We start from the raw sequence: 14,784 nt of genomic DNA on the forward strand, positions 1-14,784 counted from the left end.
TAACCCGAGAGGTGCAATTAGATGATTTGATTTTTAATATTATTCATGGGTCTATCAAATATGAATTTATTGATTGTGGACTATCCAACCATCAAGAGGGCTTTAATAGTTTGGCAAAGAAATTGCTGCAATATTACAAGCTGGAATTTTATCAAAATTTTATAGGATAAACTTCTTCAAAAAAACTACTTTTGATTTTTACATAATATAAATAATAATGAATAGAATTAAGTCTTTTTTACTACTGGTTTCCATTATTCTGCTTTCATTTTGGAATGGAAATGCACAAGAAAAAATTACAAATCCCAAGAATGAATTCAGGGCCGTTTGGATAGCCACCGTTGCCAATATCGATTGGCCAAAGAACAATATTGACTCCGTCGAAAAACAAAAAGCCGATTTTATCGAAATCTTGGATACCTATAAAAAAATGAATTACAATGCAGTAATCGTGCAAATCCGTAGTTCAGGCGAAGCATTTTACCCAACTGATTTAGCGCCATGGTCCCGTTATTTAACCGGAAAAGAAGGAAAAGCGCCAAGCCCTTATTATGACCCGCTCGAATGGATGATTACCGAGGCTCACGCACGTGGATTCGAGTTTCATGCTTGGCTCAATCCGTTTCGTGCCACGATGGATTTGAAAACGGAAACCTTGAGTCCCAACCATGATTTTTACAAACATCCTGACTGGATGATCAAATATGCCGGGAAATACTATTATAATCCTGCCTTGCCCGAAGTTCAAACCCATTTGGTCACCATCGTGAATGAAGTGGTTCGAAATTATGACATCGACGCCATCCATTTTGACGATTATTTTTATCCTTATAAAGTCCCCGGAGAAGTTTTTAATGACAAAGCGTCATACGTGAAATACGGTGGTGGTCTCAGTCTGGAAGATTTTAGACGCTCGAATGTGAACAACTTGGTAAAATGCGTTTCCCTTTCCATAAAAAACATCAAGCCTTGGGTGCAATTTGGCATCAGTCCGTTTGGCGTTTGGCGCAACAAATCGGTTGACCCAAAAGGTTCAGACACCGATTCAGGACAAACCAATTATGACGATTTATATGCTGATCCATTGGCATGGATGCAAAATAGCTGGATAGATTACCTTGTTCCACAATTGTATTGGAGTTTGGGTCATCCCAAAGTTTCCTATTCTAAACTGTTGAAATGGTGGTCGGAAAATTCGAAAAATACGGCCATTTACATTGGAAACGGAACCTATAAAATTAATGCCGATTCCGACAAAAAATGGAATAATCCATATGAAATCCCCAATCAAATTGACATTACCAGAACCTATAAAAACGTTCAGGGAAATGCTTTTTTTAGTGCCAAATGGTTTGTGAATAAAAATCAAAACGTGGTCAACCTGTTAATGGAAAATCAATACAAATATCCGGCACTTCCCTATGCTGTACCCAATTCAAAACAGATTGTGGTTGATAGCCCAATGTTAAACAGGGTTGAAAAAGACACTGATAATTTATGTTATTACATCAAATATCCATTGAACAGCAAAGTGCGTTACATCATGGTGTATCGTGCCAAAAAAGCTTCAAAAATCGACGTGAATAATCCGAGCCAAATCTTTGAAAAGATAACATTGGCAGCAAAAAGCGATACTATTTTAGTCAGTATTCCGACGAAAAATGGAGAAGAAAACAGCACTTGCGCCCTTACTTTTGTTGATTTTTACGGCAATGAAAGTACACCAACCATCCTTAATTAACCAACCGAAAACAACCTAAATGAATACAGACAATAAGCCTTGGTATTGGATACCGTTATTAAATTTTGCTTCAGGTTTTCCATATGTAATTATCATTTCAGTTTCAGTTTTGATGTACAAAAACCTTGGAATCAGCAATGAAGACATAGGACTTTATACCAGTTTATTGTATTTGCCTTGGGTCATAAAACCCTTGTGGAGTCCATTTATCGACTTGCACGGAACCAAACGTAACTGGTTCTTGAGCATGCAATTATTCATTTCTGTTGCCTTCCTGGTAGTTGGTTTCATTATTCCGACCAGTCATTTTTTCCTCTTGAGTTTGGCTATTTTTTGGATGGCTGCTTTTGCTTCTGCCTCGAATGACGTGGCCAGCGACGGTTTTTACATGTTGGCATTGGAAAAAGAACAACAATCCTTCTTTCTAGGAATCCGAAGCACTTTTTACAGGGCTTCCATGTTAACCGGAAACGGGTTGATCATCTTGTTGGCTGGCTATTTGGAACATCAATATGGCGACAATCAAAAAGCGTGGTCTTACACCATGGTTTTCGTTGGATTGCTAATGTCATTTTTAACGATTTACAATTATTTTGCCACTCCAAAAACCGAATTGCCAATTGCAGCCGGAGCAACCGAAGAGAAAAATTTCGTCACGGTTTTCGCCAGTTTTTTCAAGAAAAAACAAATCGGTTTGATATTGGCGTTCATACTTTTATTTCGTTTGGGAGAATCCCAATTACTTAAAATGTTGACTCCATTTTTAGTCGACAAAACTGATGTTGGTGGTTTGGGACTGGAAACCGAAGATGTGGGAATCATTTATGGAACCTTCGGATTGATTGCTCTCACTATTGGTGGAATTTTAGGTGGAATAGCCATTTCCAAACAAGGTTTGGGAAAATGGATGTTACCAATGATTTTAACCATGCACTTGCCTATTCTTGGGTTTATATTGTTGGCCCATTTTCATCCGGCCTCCATTTATTATGTTTATGCCGTCGTAATTTTAGAACAATTTGGGTACGGTTTTGGTTTTGCCGCCTTCATGATGTACTTGATTTATGTTGCCGAAGGCGAATCCAAAACGTCCCACTACTCCATTGCCACGGGATTTATGGCTTTGGGAATGATGCTTCCCGGAATGTTGAGCGGTTACATCCAGCAATATCTTGGCTACGGAAATTTCTTTATTTGGGTACTTTTGGCAACTGTTCCTGGATTAATTTTATCACGTTTTTTGATTTTCCCAAAGGATTTCGGGAAGAAGTCAAAAGCATAAAATTCTAAAAAATGACATTAGAACAAAAAATAGGACAATTCTTTTTTCCGGCCGTTTTCATCAACGATACCGAAGAAAACATTCAGGAAACGGAGCGTTTAATAAAGGAACACCACATTGGTGGACTGACCTTTTTTCATAGCAGGGCCAGTGCTGCAACCAACTATGAATCCAAGAAAAAAATAGTTTTCAACGACGATAGTTACGAACGCTTAAAAGAACTCGTTATCCGCTTTCAAAAATGTGCCAATACGCCACTTTTGATGAGTATCGATGCGGAATGGGGATTGGCGATGCGGGTCGAAAAAACACCACAATATCCTTATGCCATAACTCTTGGCGCTTTGCCAAGCGGTTCCAAACAGTTAGTTTACCAGATAGGAAAACAAATAGGGTTGGACTTGAAATCGGCGGGAATTCATTATAATTTGGCACCTTTGGCGGACATCAACAACAACCCGAACAATCCCGTGATTGGTTATCGCTCTTTTGGTCAAAACAAGGAAAAAGTGGCCCGTTTTGCCATCGAATATTTACGCGGAATGAATGATGTTGGGGTTTTGGGTTGCCTCAAACATTTTCCGGGTCACGGAAACACCAGCGTAGATTCGCATTTGGGATTGCCGGTTTTGGAAGAAACCTTGGAAGAATTAATGGAAAACGAATTGTTTCCGTTCATCAAAGGAATTGAGAACAATGTAGATTCGATTATGATAGGACATTTGGCGGTTCCAGCCTTGAATGATGGGAAAAACACTTCGGCCACACTGTCAAAAGCAATCATTCAAGATCTTTTGCGCAAGCAGTTGGGTTATGATGGTTTGGTTATTTCTGATGCTTTGAACATGCACAGCGTTTCTAAATTGTATGACAAGAAAGGGCAACTCGAATGGGAAGCTTTCAACGCAGGAAATGACGTGTTGTGTTTTGCCGAAAACGTGGCCGAGGGGATACAGGAAATTCTAAAAAATGCATCGCCAGATAGAATCGAGGCTAGTTTTGAACGTTTGATGAAATGCAAGCAAAAAGCCGGAATAGTAGGTGGTCATACTGATCCTGAAGGAACTTTAGATTTTGAATCCGCTTCCGATTTAAACCGGAAAATTGCGAATTCCAGTATTACCAAAATAAAAGACAAGCTGAATAGTTTGACCCTTTTCGAAGCCAAAAACAATGATGAACTTGCCAAACTAAGCCTTTACAAAAACTTGGATAACGTTTTTTTTGAAGCACTGACTATTCCGCTGCCTTCACCAAAATTTGCATTGGAAAAAGTGGATGAAAATGCCATTAGTAACTTAGAGAAAAATCTAGCTGATTTTGACACTGTTTTAATTGCACTTTTTGTTCCAAAAGCAAAACCCATGAATAATTTTGACATTGACGACTCTGTTTTGGCCTTTTTAGGAAAATTATTTACTGCCAAAAAATGTGTTTTGTATGTTTTTGGAAATCCGTATGCTTTGCAGGTCATTCCAAATTTGGAGTCCGCATTGGGAATTATCGAGGTCTATCAAGACTTCCCTGAATTTCAAGAAAGTGCAGCTCAACAATTAATTGAAAACACGAAATGTAAAGGTAGTTTGCCGGTAGCTGTAAAAGGTCTTTAGTAGATGTATGACGGAACAAAACGGATGATGTATAACAAATTACTATCGCTATATAAAAATTAATAATTAAAACTTATACATGCAAGCGTTTGTTTTAATTTATCTTTGCCATCAAATAATAAACAACAACTTTTAAAAATAAAATTTATGTCATTAGTAGGAAAAAAATTCCCAAGCATTGCAGTAGACGCCATATCGGAAATGGGCGATAATTTGAAAATCAATATTTTTGAAGAAGCGGTAAACAACAACAAGAAAGTATTGCTTTTTTGGTATCCAAAAGATTTTACATTTGTTTGTCCAACAGAATTACACGCTTTTCAAGCCGCTTTACCAGAATTCGAAAAAAGAAATACTATTGTAATTGGTGCTTCTTGCGATACTAACGAAGTACATTTTGCTTGGTTAAACACCCCAAAAAACAACGGTGGAATCGAAGGCGTAACTTACCCACTTTTGGCTGATACTACCCGAAATTTGTCGGCTGCATTGGGAATTTTGGATGCAGAAGCAGGAGCTTACAACGAAGATGCGGACACTTATTTGGTAGAAGGTTCCAACGTGACCTACAGAGCAACTTATTTGATTGACGAAACAGGAAAAATTTTCCACGAAAGCGTAAACGACATGCCATTGGGTCGCAACGTAAACGAATATTTGAGACTGGTTGATGCCTACACCCATATCCAGACTAAAGGAGAAGTTTGTCCAGCCAACTGGGAAGCTGGAAAAGACGCCATGACAGCAGACAGAAACAGTACTGCCGCTTATTTAAGTGCAAACTAAATTTCAATAATAATTTCAATTGCAATGCCAAAAATCAATTGCAATTTCAATGTAAAAAATAGAATTCGGTTTTGTATAACTCTTATTTTAAATTAATATTTACATTCAAATTGTAAACTTAAAACAAATTGATTTTTGACATTGAAATTGAAATTGAATTTTTAAAAATATGTTAATCGAATTAAACGAAGATACCCTACAGGATTTAGTTTCCAAAAACGAAAAAGTCGTGGTTCAATTTTCTGCCTCTTGGTGTGGAAATTGCCGAATCATGAAACCAAAATTCAAAAAATTGGCTTCAGAAAATGAGAACTTGACTTTTGTTTTGGTGGATGCCGAGAATTCACCTGAATCTAGAAAACTGGCCAATGTGAGCAATTTGCCTACTTTTGCCACTTTCGTAAATGGAAAATTGGTAAACGAAACGCAAACCAACAAACAAGAAGTTTTAATAGAATTGGTAAATGACATTGCATAAATTCAGTTAGAGGTTAAATTTTGAAGTAGATGCAATACTTCTAACCTCTAAAATCTAACCTCATACCTTATGAAACTACCCGTAATCAAACATTTATCTCAATTTATTGAAGAAAATGACCAAGATTATCTTATCGAAACCATTGAAGTCCTGGAAGCCTTGACCGAGATTTCTTCCTTGAAAGACGAAGAGTTGGACGTGATTGGCGAATTAATTTCCAATATGTACGGTGCACTCGAAGTCCATAAAATGACCAAAGACGGAATGGATAAAAAGGAAGCCTTGAATACTTTTATGAAAAGAGTTCTGGGTTCCATCGACAAATAATATTTTTGTTTTGAAAAAACACATAACGCCTTCAGAAATGAGGGCGTTTTTTTATAAAATTCGCAAATCGTAAATCCGAAATCGTAAATCGTAAATAAATTTTCATACTTTTGAACCTCATTAAAAAACAAACAACATGGCTTCAATAACATTGGGAGGAAATCCAATAAACACTTCAGGTGAATTACCAAAAGTTGGCTCAAAACTAGCCGATTTCAAATTAGTTAAAAACGATCTTTCTACTGCCACACTTGGTGATTTTGCAGGAAGTAAATTAGTTTTGAATATTTTTCCAAGCATCGACACTGGAACTTGTGCCACATCTGTTCGTAAATTTAACGAAAGTGCCAGCAAACTAGATAACACGAAAGTATTGTGTATTTCAAGAGATTTGCCTTTTGCACAAAAACGTTTTTGTGGTGCCGAAGGATTGGAGAACGTGGTTAATTTGTCCGATTTTCAAGAAGGAAGTTTTGGAAAAACCAATGGATTGGAAATTGTTGACGGTGTATTGGCTGGTCTTCATTCAAGATCAATCATCGTGGTGGACGAAAAAGGAACAGTTCTATATACGGAACAAGTACCGGAAATTGCAAATGAGCCTAACTACGAAGCTGCTTTGGCAGTTCTATAATCACATTTAATGGAATTTCAGAAAGACAACACTTTCTTTAGCGGACGACTAAAAAGCGTTTCGTTTGCCCTAAAAGGCGCAATAAAATTGATTTCGACCGAGCACAGTATAATGGTTCAATTTTCACTTGGAATTTTGATGACCATTCTTGGTTTTTATTGTAATCTCACCAAAACCGAATGGCTTTTTCAAACCTTGGCAATAGGGTTTGTCATGAGCATTGAAGGATTGAATACCGCCATTGAAAAAATTGCCGATTTTATTCATCCCAGTTATCACGAAAAAATTGGGTTCATAAAAGACATTTCGGCCGGGGCAGTCTTATTCGCCGCTTTTACCGCAATCGCAATTGGATTAATCATATATATACCAAAATTTTTATAGCAAATAGTTCAACCAAGAATGGCAAAAACAATAAAACCAACAACTCCAGACAAGAAAACCGATTCAAAATCTGAGGCGAAAAAACTATGGGCAATAACAAAACAACACAAAGTTGTTTTAGGTTGCCTTTTGGTACTTTTTTCAGTTGCCTTGTTACTTGCCTTTATTTCCTTTTATATTTATGGACAGGAAGATCAAAGTGCCGTAAATCAATTGACGGATCGAAATGAGACGGTTCAAAACTGGTTGGGTAAGTTTGGTGCTTTTCTGGCTGATTTGGCGGTTTATAAAGGTTTCGGAATTGCTTCTTTCCTTTTTGTTCGGTTATTCTTCTTGACGGGATTGTTTTTAATCCTTGATATTTCGTTAAGAAAAATGAAGAATATTTGGTTTTGGGATTTGTTTGTAATTATAATCCTTTCGGTTTTGTTTGGTTTTTTTGCCACTTCCTTGCCAGAATTGGGCGGAATCATTGGCTATGAATTGAACTTGTTTTTGCAAGATTATATTGGAAAAACAGGAACTTTATTGATACTGCTCTTTGGAATCGTTATTTATTTGATTTTTAAAATCAAGCTGTCTCCTGAAAAAATCAAAACCTTTTTCGAAAATACAAAAAAAGAACTCAAAACCGATTTAAGTTCTGCGGCAGGAGCAAGCGCACCAACCGGCGCATATAATCTAGAGGAATATGCTCTTGAAGACCCAGAATTAGATGAAGAACTTGATGGAATTCATCTAAAAACAACAGGTTCGCAATTTGAAATCAACAAGGAGGCGTTAAAACCTACCATTAGTAATCCTTCAGAAATTACGTTGAAAACACTTCCGAATGAAGTAACGCCTCCGCCTTTCCATTTACCGGAAATTATTCATACCAATGACGAAAGTTTTGTGATCGAAAAAGCACCAGAGGAAGACATCATTGAGGAAAACTTGGCGTCAAAATTGGTGGCTGATTTCGGATTGTTTGATCCTACTTTGGATTTATCCAATTACAAATACCCAACAATTGATTTACTAAAAGAATATTCAACCGGAGGAATTACCATCAACCAGGAAGAATTAGAAGAAAACAAGAACAGAATTGTTGAAACACTTCGCAACTACAAAATAGAAATTGCACAAATAAAAGCCACAGTTGGCCCCTCGGTAACCTTATATGAAATTGTGCCAGAAGCTGGAATCCGTATTTCTAAAATCAAAAGTTTGGAAGACGACATAGCCCTGTCACTTTCGGCGTTGGGAATCCGTATCATCGCTCCAATTCCTGGAAAAGGAACCATAGGAATAGAAGTTCCCAACAAGAATCCCACGATGGTGTCGATGAAAAGCGTCATTGGTTCTGCCAAATTTCAAGAAGCCGAAATGGAACTGCCACTTGCTTTGGGAAAAACTATTTCGAACGAAACTTTCGTGGTCGATTTAGCCAAAATGCCTCACTTATTGATGGCTGGAGCGACGGGACAAGGAAAATCGGTTGGTTTGAATGCCGTGATCACTTCTTTATTGTACAAGAAACATCCTGCCGAAATCAAGTTTGTTTTGGTTGATCCAAAAAAAGTGGAATTAACGCTTTTCAATAAAATAGAAAGACATTATTTGGCCAAATTGCCAGATACGGACGATGCCATTATTACCGATAATGCCAAAGTTATCAATACCCTGAATTCGCTTTGCGTGGAAATGGACAATCGTTATTCTTTATTGAAAGATGCGATGGTTCGAAACATCAAGGAATACAACGACAAATTCAAGTCCAGAAAATTGAATCCAGAAAACGGACACCGATTTTTGCCTTACATCATACTGGTGGTCGACGAGTTTGCCGATTTAATCATGACTGCAGGAAAAGAAGTGGAAACCCCGATTGCGAGATTGGCACAATTGGCCCGAGCCATTGGAATCCACTTGATTATAGCTACCCAAAGACCTTCGGTAAACGTAATTACCGGTTTGATAAAAGCCAATTTCCCTGCCAGAATTGCCTTCAGGGTAACTTCAAAAATAGATTCCAGAACCATTCTTGATGGTCAAGGAGCCGATCAATTGATAGGTCGTGGTGACATGCTTTACACCAACGGAAACGATATGGTGCGAGTACAATGTGCATTTGTGGATACGCCAGAAGTTGAAAAAATTGTAGATTTTGTAGGTTCCCAAAAAGCCTATGCAACCGCTTATTTACTTCCAGAATTTATTGGCGAGGAAAGTGGCATTAATCTTGATATGGATATTTCCGAGAGAGACACTTTATTTAGGGAAGCGGCAGAAGTTATTGTAAATGCCCAACAAGGTTCGGCTTCTTTATTGCAACGAAAATTAAAATTGGGCTACAACAGGGCTGGTAGATTGATTGACCAACTTGAAGCCGCAGGAATTGTAGGGCCATTTGAAGGCAGCAAGGCTCGAAATGTAAACATTCCCGACATGAGTTCTCTTGACCAATTTTTCAACAACGAACAAAATTAATTATAACAAAAAAATGAATAAGTATTTTCAAATTATAGCCTTACTGCTTTTTAGCATCTCTATCCAAGCACAAGACAAAAAGGCAAAAGACCTTTTGAACCAGGTGACGACAATAGTAAAAAGCTATGACAACATTGTAATTGATTTTAAATACACCTTGAACAACAGCAAGGAAAACATCAATCAAAACAGCAAGGGAAACGTGACGATGAAAGGGAATCAATACGTCCTGAATTTTATGGGAGTAACCAAAATTTTTGATGGAAAGAAAAGCTACACCATTGTTCCGGAAGACGAGGAAGTTACCATATCAACAGTCAACGAAAATGACGACACTGCCATAACTCCATCCAAAATGTTGACTTTTTTCAATTCTGGTTATAAATGTTCCATGGATATTTTGCAAGACGTGAAAGGCAGAAAAATACAATACGTAAAATTAGTTCCCAACAATGCAAAAGACCCAAGAAAAGAAATACTTTTGGGCATTGATGTACAAACAAAACACATCTACAACTTGATTGAAACGGGCAAAAAAGGAACAAAAACCACTTTGACTGTTAATTCTTTTAAAACCAACCAACCTTTGTCAAAAAATCAATTTACCTTTGTCGCGAGTAAATATCCAAATTACTACATCAATAAATTAGATTAATTCTAGGTGAAAATTCTCGACAAATATTTACTGAAAACCTTTCTGAGTACATTTACCATGGTATTTGTAATCCTGTTTTTCATATTCATACTTCAATCGGTTTGGTTGTTCATTGCAGAACTTGCAGGTAAAGACCTGGATTTGGTCATGGTGCTCAAGTTTTTATTGTTTGCAATGCCTCGAATTGTACCTTTGGTATTGCCTTTGTCCGTATTATTGGCTTCGATAATGACTTTTGGAAATTTGGCCGAAAATTATGAATTTGCCGCCATGAAGTCTGCCGGTATTTCGCTTCAAAGAGCCATGAAAAGCTTAATTATCTTTATCTCGATATTGAGCATCGTCGCCTTCTTGTTTGCCAATAACGTCATTCCCTATGCCGAATTTAAATTCATCAATTTCAGAAAAAACATTGCCCAATTAAAACCTGCCATGGCTATTGCCGAAGGACAGTTTAGCGACGTGGGCTTGTTTAACATCAAGGTAAATAAAAAGTCCGGCGAAAACGGAAACATCCTCACCGGTATAACCATTCACAAGAAATCAATTTTTGGAGATGGAAACAAAACCGTAATTAAGGCCAAGAATGGGGAATTGATCAGCAGCGAGAAATCCAGTACACTGCAATTGGTGTTGAATGACGGCAATTATTACGAAGATGTTGTCACCAAAAAATATGAAGACAGAAACAAGGTTCCATTTGCCAAAAGTAGCTTCAAAAAATACATCATCAATATTGATTTGTCAAAATTGAACCCCGTTGACGTAAACAACACCAACATCAGCAACACCAATACGATGCTCAATGTCAGTGAACTCAACTATACCCTGGACTCCCTGCACAAAAATATGGATACCGATATTTTGTCTTTTTCGGAAAACATCAATCAACGTATTGGGGTTTTGGGCAAAACCATGTCTATCCCGACACCAAAAAGCAAGACTCTTCCAAAGGATTTAATGTCAATTTACAAAAACGAAAAAAAGCTGGAAGTCCTGAATTTGGCCATCAGTTCCGTTGAAAACAACCTGTATTCCATTGACGGCACCAATACCGAGCTAGAAAACAAACAAAAAAACATTAATGGACATCTATTGGCTTTCTATGACAAATTTGTAATTGTATATGCCTGTTTCTTGATGTTTTTCATTGGAGCACCCTTGGGAGCCATCATTAGAAAAGGAGGATTGGGTTTGCCAATCGTCTTTGCCGTTTTAATCTTTATATCCTTCCATTTCATCAATACTTTTGGAAAAAGAGTTTCACAAGAAGACCAACTATCTCCTTTTTTTGGAGCATGGTTGTCCTCCATTATTCTTTCTCCTTTGGCTATTTTATTGACTTACAGAGCCACGAACGATATTGGATTAATCAACATGGATGTCATTCTGGCTCCTTTTCAAAAAGCATTTCAAAAAGTATTTCCACCACAAAAATAAACACCTATTATGACTACAACAAAAATACAACTACACACCATTGAAGAAGCCATTGAAGCTATTCGTCAAGGTGAAATAATAATTGTTGTTGATGATGAGGACAGGGAAAATGAAGGTGATTTCTTGGCCGCCGCCGAAAAAGTGACACCAGAAATGATCAATTTTATGGCTACCCACGGTCGTGGATTGATATGTGCCCCATTGACGGAAAGCCGTTGCAAAGAGTTGGGACTTCATTCCATGGTCAGTAACAATACAGACCCAATGGAAACCGCTTTTACGGTTTCGGTGGATTTAAGAGGCAAAGGGGTAACGACGGGAATTTCAGCATCGGATAGGGCACTTACCGTCCAGTCTTTGATTGACCCGAACACCAAACCGCACGATTTGGCCAGACCAGGCCACATATTTCCTTTAATTGCCAAACAAGGAGGCGTTTTAAGACGCACCGGACATACGGAAGCCGCTATCGATTTTGCCCGATTGGCTGGATTTAAACCAGCTGGTGTGATTGTCGAAATCATGAACGAAGACGGAACCATGGCACGATTGCCACAATTGGTCAAAGTGGCGAAAAAATTCAATTTAAAAATAGTTTCCATTGAAGATCTGGTTGCCTACAGAATGCAACATGACAGCTTGATTGTCAAAAAAGAAGATTTTGACATTGAAACCCGTTTTGGCACTTTTAGAATGCGAGCTTACCTGCAAACCACTAATAATCGCGTTCACATTGCGTTGACGAAAGGAACCTGGAATATTGGCGAAGCCATATTGACCCGTATCAATGCCACATTGATCAATAACGATATTTTAGGCACACTGACCAATGATGCCAACAAGAAATTATGCGACCTTTTCGAACTAATCAATGCCGAAGGAAAAGGAGCCGTATTGTTTATCAACCAAGAATCACAATCCGGGGATTTATTGAATCGCATTGTCGAATTGAAAGAATTGCAAGCCAAAGGCGAATTCAAGGCGCCACAAATCAAGATGGACAACAGGGATTTTGGAATTGGTGCCCAAATCTTGCACGACATCGACATTTCAAGAATTCGTTTATTGTCGAATACCGAGCAGACCAAACGTGTTGGAATGATTGGATATGGCCTGGAAATCGAAGAATACGTTGCGTATTAGACTTGTTTTTCGTCGTTTTTAAAAAATAAGTTTTGACTAAAACAAAGCAAATGAAACGATTAAAAAAATACTCGAAAAATAAGAGGAATTTTTTCAAAAATACATTTGCATAACCAAAAAAGGTTCTTATATTTGCACTCGCAATCACGAAATGATAGCAACATACTGGAGAAATGGCAGAGCGGTCGAATGCGGCAGTCTTGAAAACTGTTGACTGTAACAGGTCCGGGGGTTCGAATCCCTCTTTCTCCGCCAGTAGAAATACAAATGGAACTAAAACCCACTAAATTCAACGATTTAGTGGGTTTTTTGTTTTATGGATAATCAAAATAAGTAGTTAAATCTAAACTCAAAGGGGTCTTTCGAGGTGTCACTAAAATTTTCACAATCAAGTGACTCCTATCTATCGAAATGAACCAGTTCAACAAGAGGTTCAGTCACTGTACTAAAAAATGAACATCTTGACTGAAATTATTAAAAAGTTTAAATTTATTAGTAATTAAAAGGTTGCCACTTATGAATAATCCTGTATCGATTCTCTTTTACGTAAAGAGAGCAAAAGTCAACAATGAGGGTATTTGCCCTATTTATGCACGAATTACTGTTCAATCCAAACGGTTTGAGTTTAGCACTAACAAATTTATTAATCCCGAAAGATGGTCTAGTGAAGGCGCTAAAATTAGGGGTGCAAGTGAAGAAGCTAGAACAATAAATAGTCATCTTGATTTTATTAAAAATCAAATAAATGAGGCTGAAAAAAAATTATTCAAAAAAGACATCACGGTGACATCCGAAAATCTGAAAAATGAATTATTCGGAACTAGGACGTCTAAACGTATGCTCATCCCAATATTCCAGGATCATAATGACAGAATTAAATCCTTGGTAGGTCAAGAATATGCTCCCGGAACTCTTGAGCGTTATGAAACTTCACTAAAGCATACCAAGGAATTCCTTCAATGGAAATTCGGAGTTTCCGATTTCGATATAATTGAAATCGACCACGCCTTCATTACTGATTATGAGTATTTCCTTCGAAGCGTCCGCAAATGCGCCAACAACACCGCGGTTAAGTACATCAAGAACTTCAAAAAAATTATCAGAATTTGTTTGGCCAATGGATGGCTGGATAAAGATCCATTTGCGAATTATAAATCAAAAGTCCGGGAGGTCGAAAGAGATTTTCTATCTCAGGAAGAGGTACAAGCAATCTATACCAAAAAATTTGCTACCAGCAGATTAAATCTGGTAAGCGATATTTTCGTTTTCAGCTGCTTTACGGGTCTGGCCTACATTGATGTCAAAAACTTGATGCAATCCAATATTAGCCTTGGTATTGATGGCAAACGATGGATTTTCACTCACCGTCAAAAAACGGAATCCCCCTCCAGAATTCCATTACTGCAAATTCCCGAAGAAATAATCCAAAAATATGCAGCCAACCCACAATGCCTTAACGAAGATAGATTATTACCTGTGTTAAGCAATCAAAAAATGAACAGCTACCTAAAAGAAATAGCGGACGTTTGCGGCATAAATAAAGAATTAACCTTCCACATTGCCAGACATACGTTTGCGACCACTATAACCCTCACAAATGGCGTTCCAATCGAAAGCGTGAGCAAAATGCTTGGTCATAAAAGCCTCAAAACTACCCAGCATTATGCGAAGATTTTAGACAAGAAAGTAAGCGAGGATATGCAGCTCTTAAGAGATAAATTCCAAATAAGTAGTCCTGCAGCGGCACAAGAACCAATAAGTTAATCCGCTCAAGAACCAGGATTATACCAGGCTAATTTATAGGCTATAATCAAAAAGGCTTCCATAAAAAA

At 37.7% G+C, this 14,784-nt stretch carries 13 protein-coding genes and 1 tRNA gene; all 14 read left to right on the forward strand.

Annotation, left to right across the window (positions count from 1 at the left end):
- The first annotated feature begins 217 nt into the window (after nt 1-217).
- On the forward strand, nt 218-1,741 hold the full coding sequence (locus OZP13_RS04675) for a glycoside hydrolase family 10-like protein (protein ID WP_281298831.1): 1,524 nt from the start codon (nt 218-220) through the stop codon (nt 1,739-1,741).
- 19 nt (nt 1,742-1,760) lie between these two features.
- Nucleotides 1,761-3,023 carry an MFS transporter gene (locus tag OZP13_RS04680; protein WP_281298832.1) on the forward strand — a complete coding sequence of 421 codons (1,263 nt, stop codon included), beginning with the start codon at nt 1,761-1,763 and terminating at the stop codon, nt 3,021-3,023.
- Between the two features lie 11 nt (nt 3,024-3,034).
- Nucleotides 3,035-4,633: a glycoside hydrolase family 3 protein gene (locus OZP13_RS04685; protein WP_281298833.1), complete on the forward strand. Its 1,599-nt coding sequence runs from the start codon at nt 3,035-3,037 to the stop codon at nt 4,631-4,633.
- Nucleotides 4,634-4,780: 147 nt separating this feature from the next.
- The gene (locus tag OZP13_RS04690; RefSeq protein ID WP_281298834.1) at nt 4,781-5,419 is read left to right on the forward strand and encodes a peroxiredoxin; all 639 of its coding nucleotides are present in this window, start codon (nt 4,781-4,783) and stop codon (nt 5,417-5,419) included.
- A 169-nt stretch (nt 5,420-5,588) separates the two neighbouring features.
- On the forward strand, nt 5,589-5,897 hold the full coding sequence (locus OZP13_RS04695; RefSeq protein WP_269242673.1) for a thioredoxin family protein: 309 nt from the start codon (nt 5,589-5,591) through the stop codon (nt 5,895-5,897).
- A gap of 69 nt (nt 5,898-5,966) precedes the next feature.
- Entirely contained in the window at nt 5,967-6,224 is a 258-nt protein-coding gene (locus tag OZP13_RS04700; RefSeq protein ID WP_269242674.1) for a DUF6952 family protein, read from the forward strand.
- Between the two features lie 136 nt (nt 6,225-6,360).
- Nucleotides 6,361-6,858: a thiol peroxidase gene (gene tpx / locus OZP13_RS04705; RefSeq protein WP_269242675.1), complete on the forward strand. Its 498-nt coding sequence runs from the start codon at nt 6,361-6,363 to the stop codon at nt 6,856-6,858.
- 9 nt (nt 6,859-6,867) lie between these two features.
- Nucleotides 6,868-7,242: a diacylglycerol kinase family protein gene (locus OZP13_RS04710; protein WP_281298835.1), complete on the forward strand. Its 375-nt coding sequence runs from the start codon at nt 6,868-6,870 to the stop codon at nt 7,240-7,242.
- Nucleotides 7,243-7,260: 18 nt separating this feature from the next.
- On the forward strand, nt 7,261-9,714 hold the full coding sequence (locus tag OZP13_RS04715) for a DNA translocase FtsK (RefSeq protein ID WP_281298836.1): 2,454 nt from the start codon (nt 7,261-7,263) through the stop codon (nt 9,712-9,714).
- A 13-nt stretch (nt 9,715-9,727) separates the two neighbouring features.
- A complete protein-coding gene (gene lolA1 / locus OZP13_RS04720) occupies nt 9,728-10,369 on the forward strand; it encodes an outer membrane lipoprotein periplasmic chaperone LolA1 (RefSeq protein WP_269242677.1) in 642 nt (213 codons plus the stop codon).
- A gap of 6 nt (nt 10,370-10,375) precedes the next feature.
- Nucleotides 10,376-11,809 carry an LptF/LptG family permease gene (locus tag OZP13_RS04725; RefSeq protein WP_432419469.1) on the forward strand — a complete coding sequence of 478 codons (1,434 nt, stop codon included), beginning with the start codon at nt 10,376-10,378 and terminating at the stop codon, nt 11,807-11,809.
- 9 nt (nt 11,810-11,818) lie between these two features.
- Complete coding sequence (gene ribB, locus OZP13_RS04730; RefSeq protein WP_281298838.1) at nt 11,819-12,952, forward strand: 3,4-dihydroxy-2-butanone-4-phosphate synthase; 1,134 nt, start codon at nt 11,819-11,821, stop codon at nt 12,950-12,952.
- Between the two features lie 167 nt (nt 12,953-13,119).
- Nucleotides 13,120-13,207: transfer RNA gene (locus OZP13_RS04735), tRNA-Ser, on the forward strand.
- Nucleotides 13,208-13,468: 261 nt separating this feature from the next.
- Nucleotides 13,469-14,716, forward strand: coding sequence for a site-specific integrase (locus OZP13_RS04740; protein WP_281298839.1), 1,248 nt, complete (start codon nt 13,469-13,471; stop codon nt 14,714-14,716).
- Nucleotides 14,717-14,784: the final 68 nt, after the last annotated feature.

Source organism: Flavobacterium limnophilum (assembly GCF_027111315.2).
Classification (GTDB): Bacteria; Bacteroidota; Bacteroidia; order Flavobacteriales; family Flavobacteriaceae; genus Flavobacterium; species Flavobacterium limnophilum.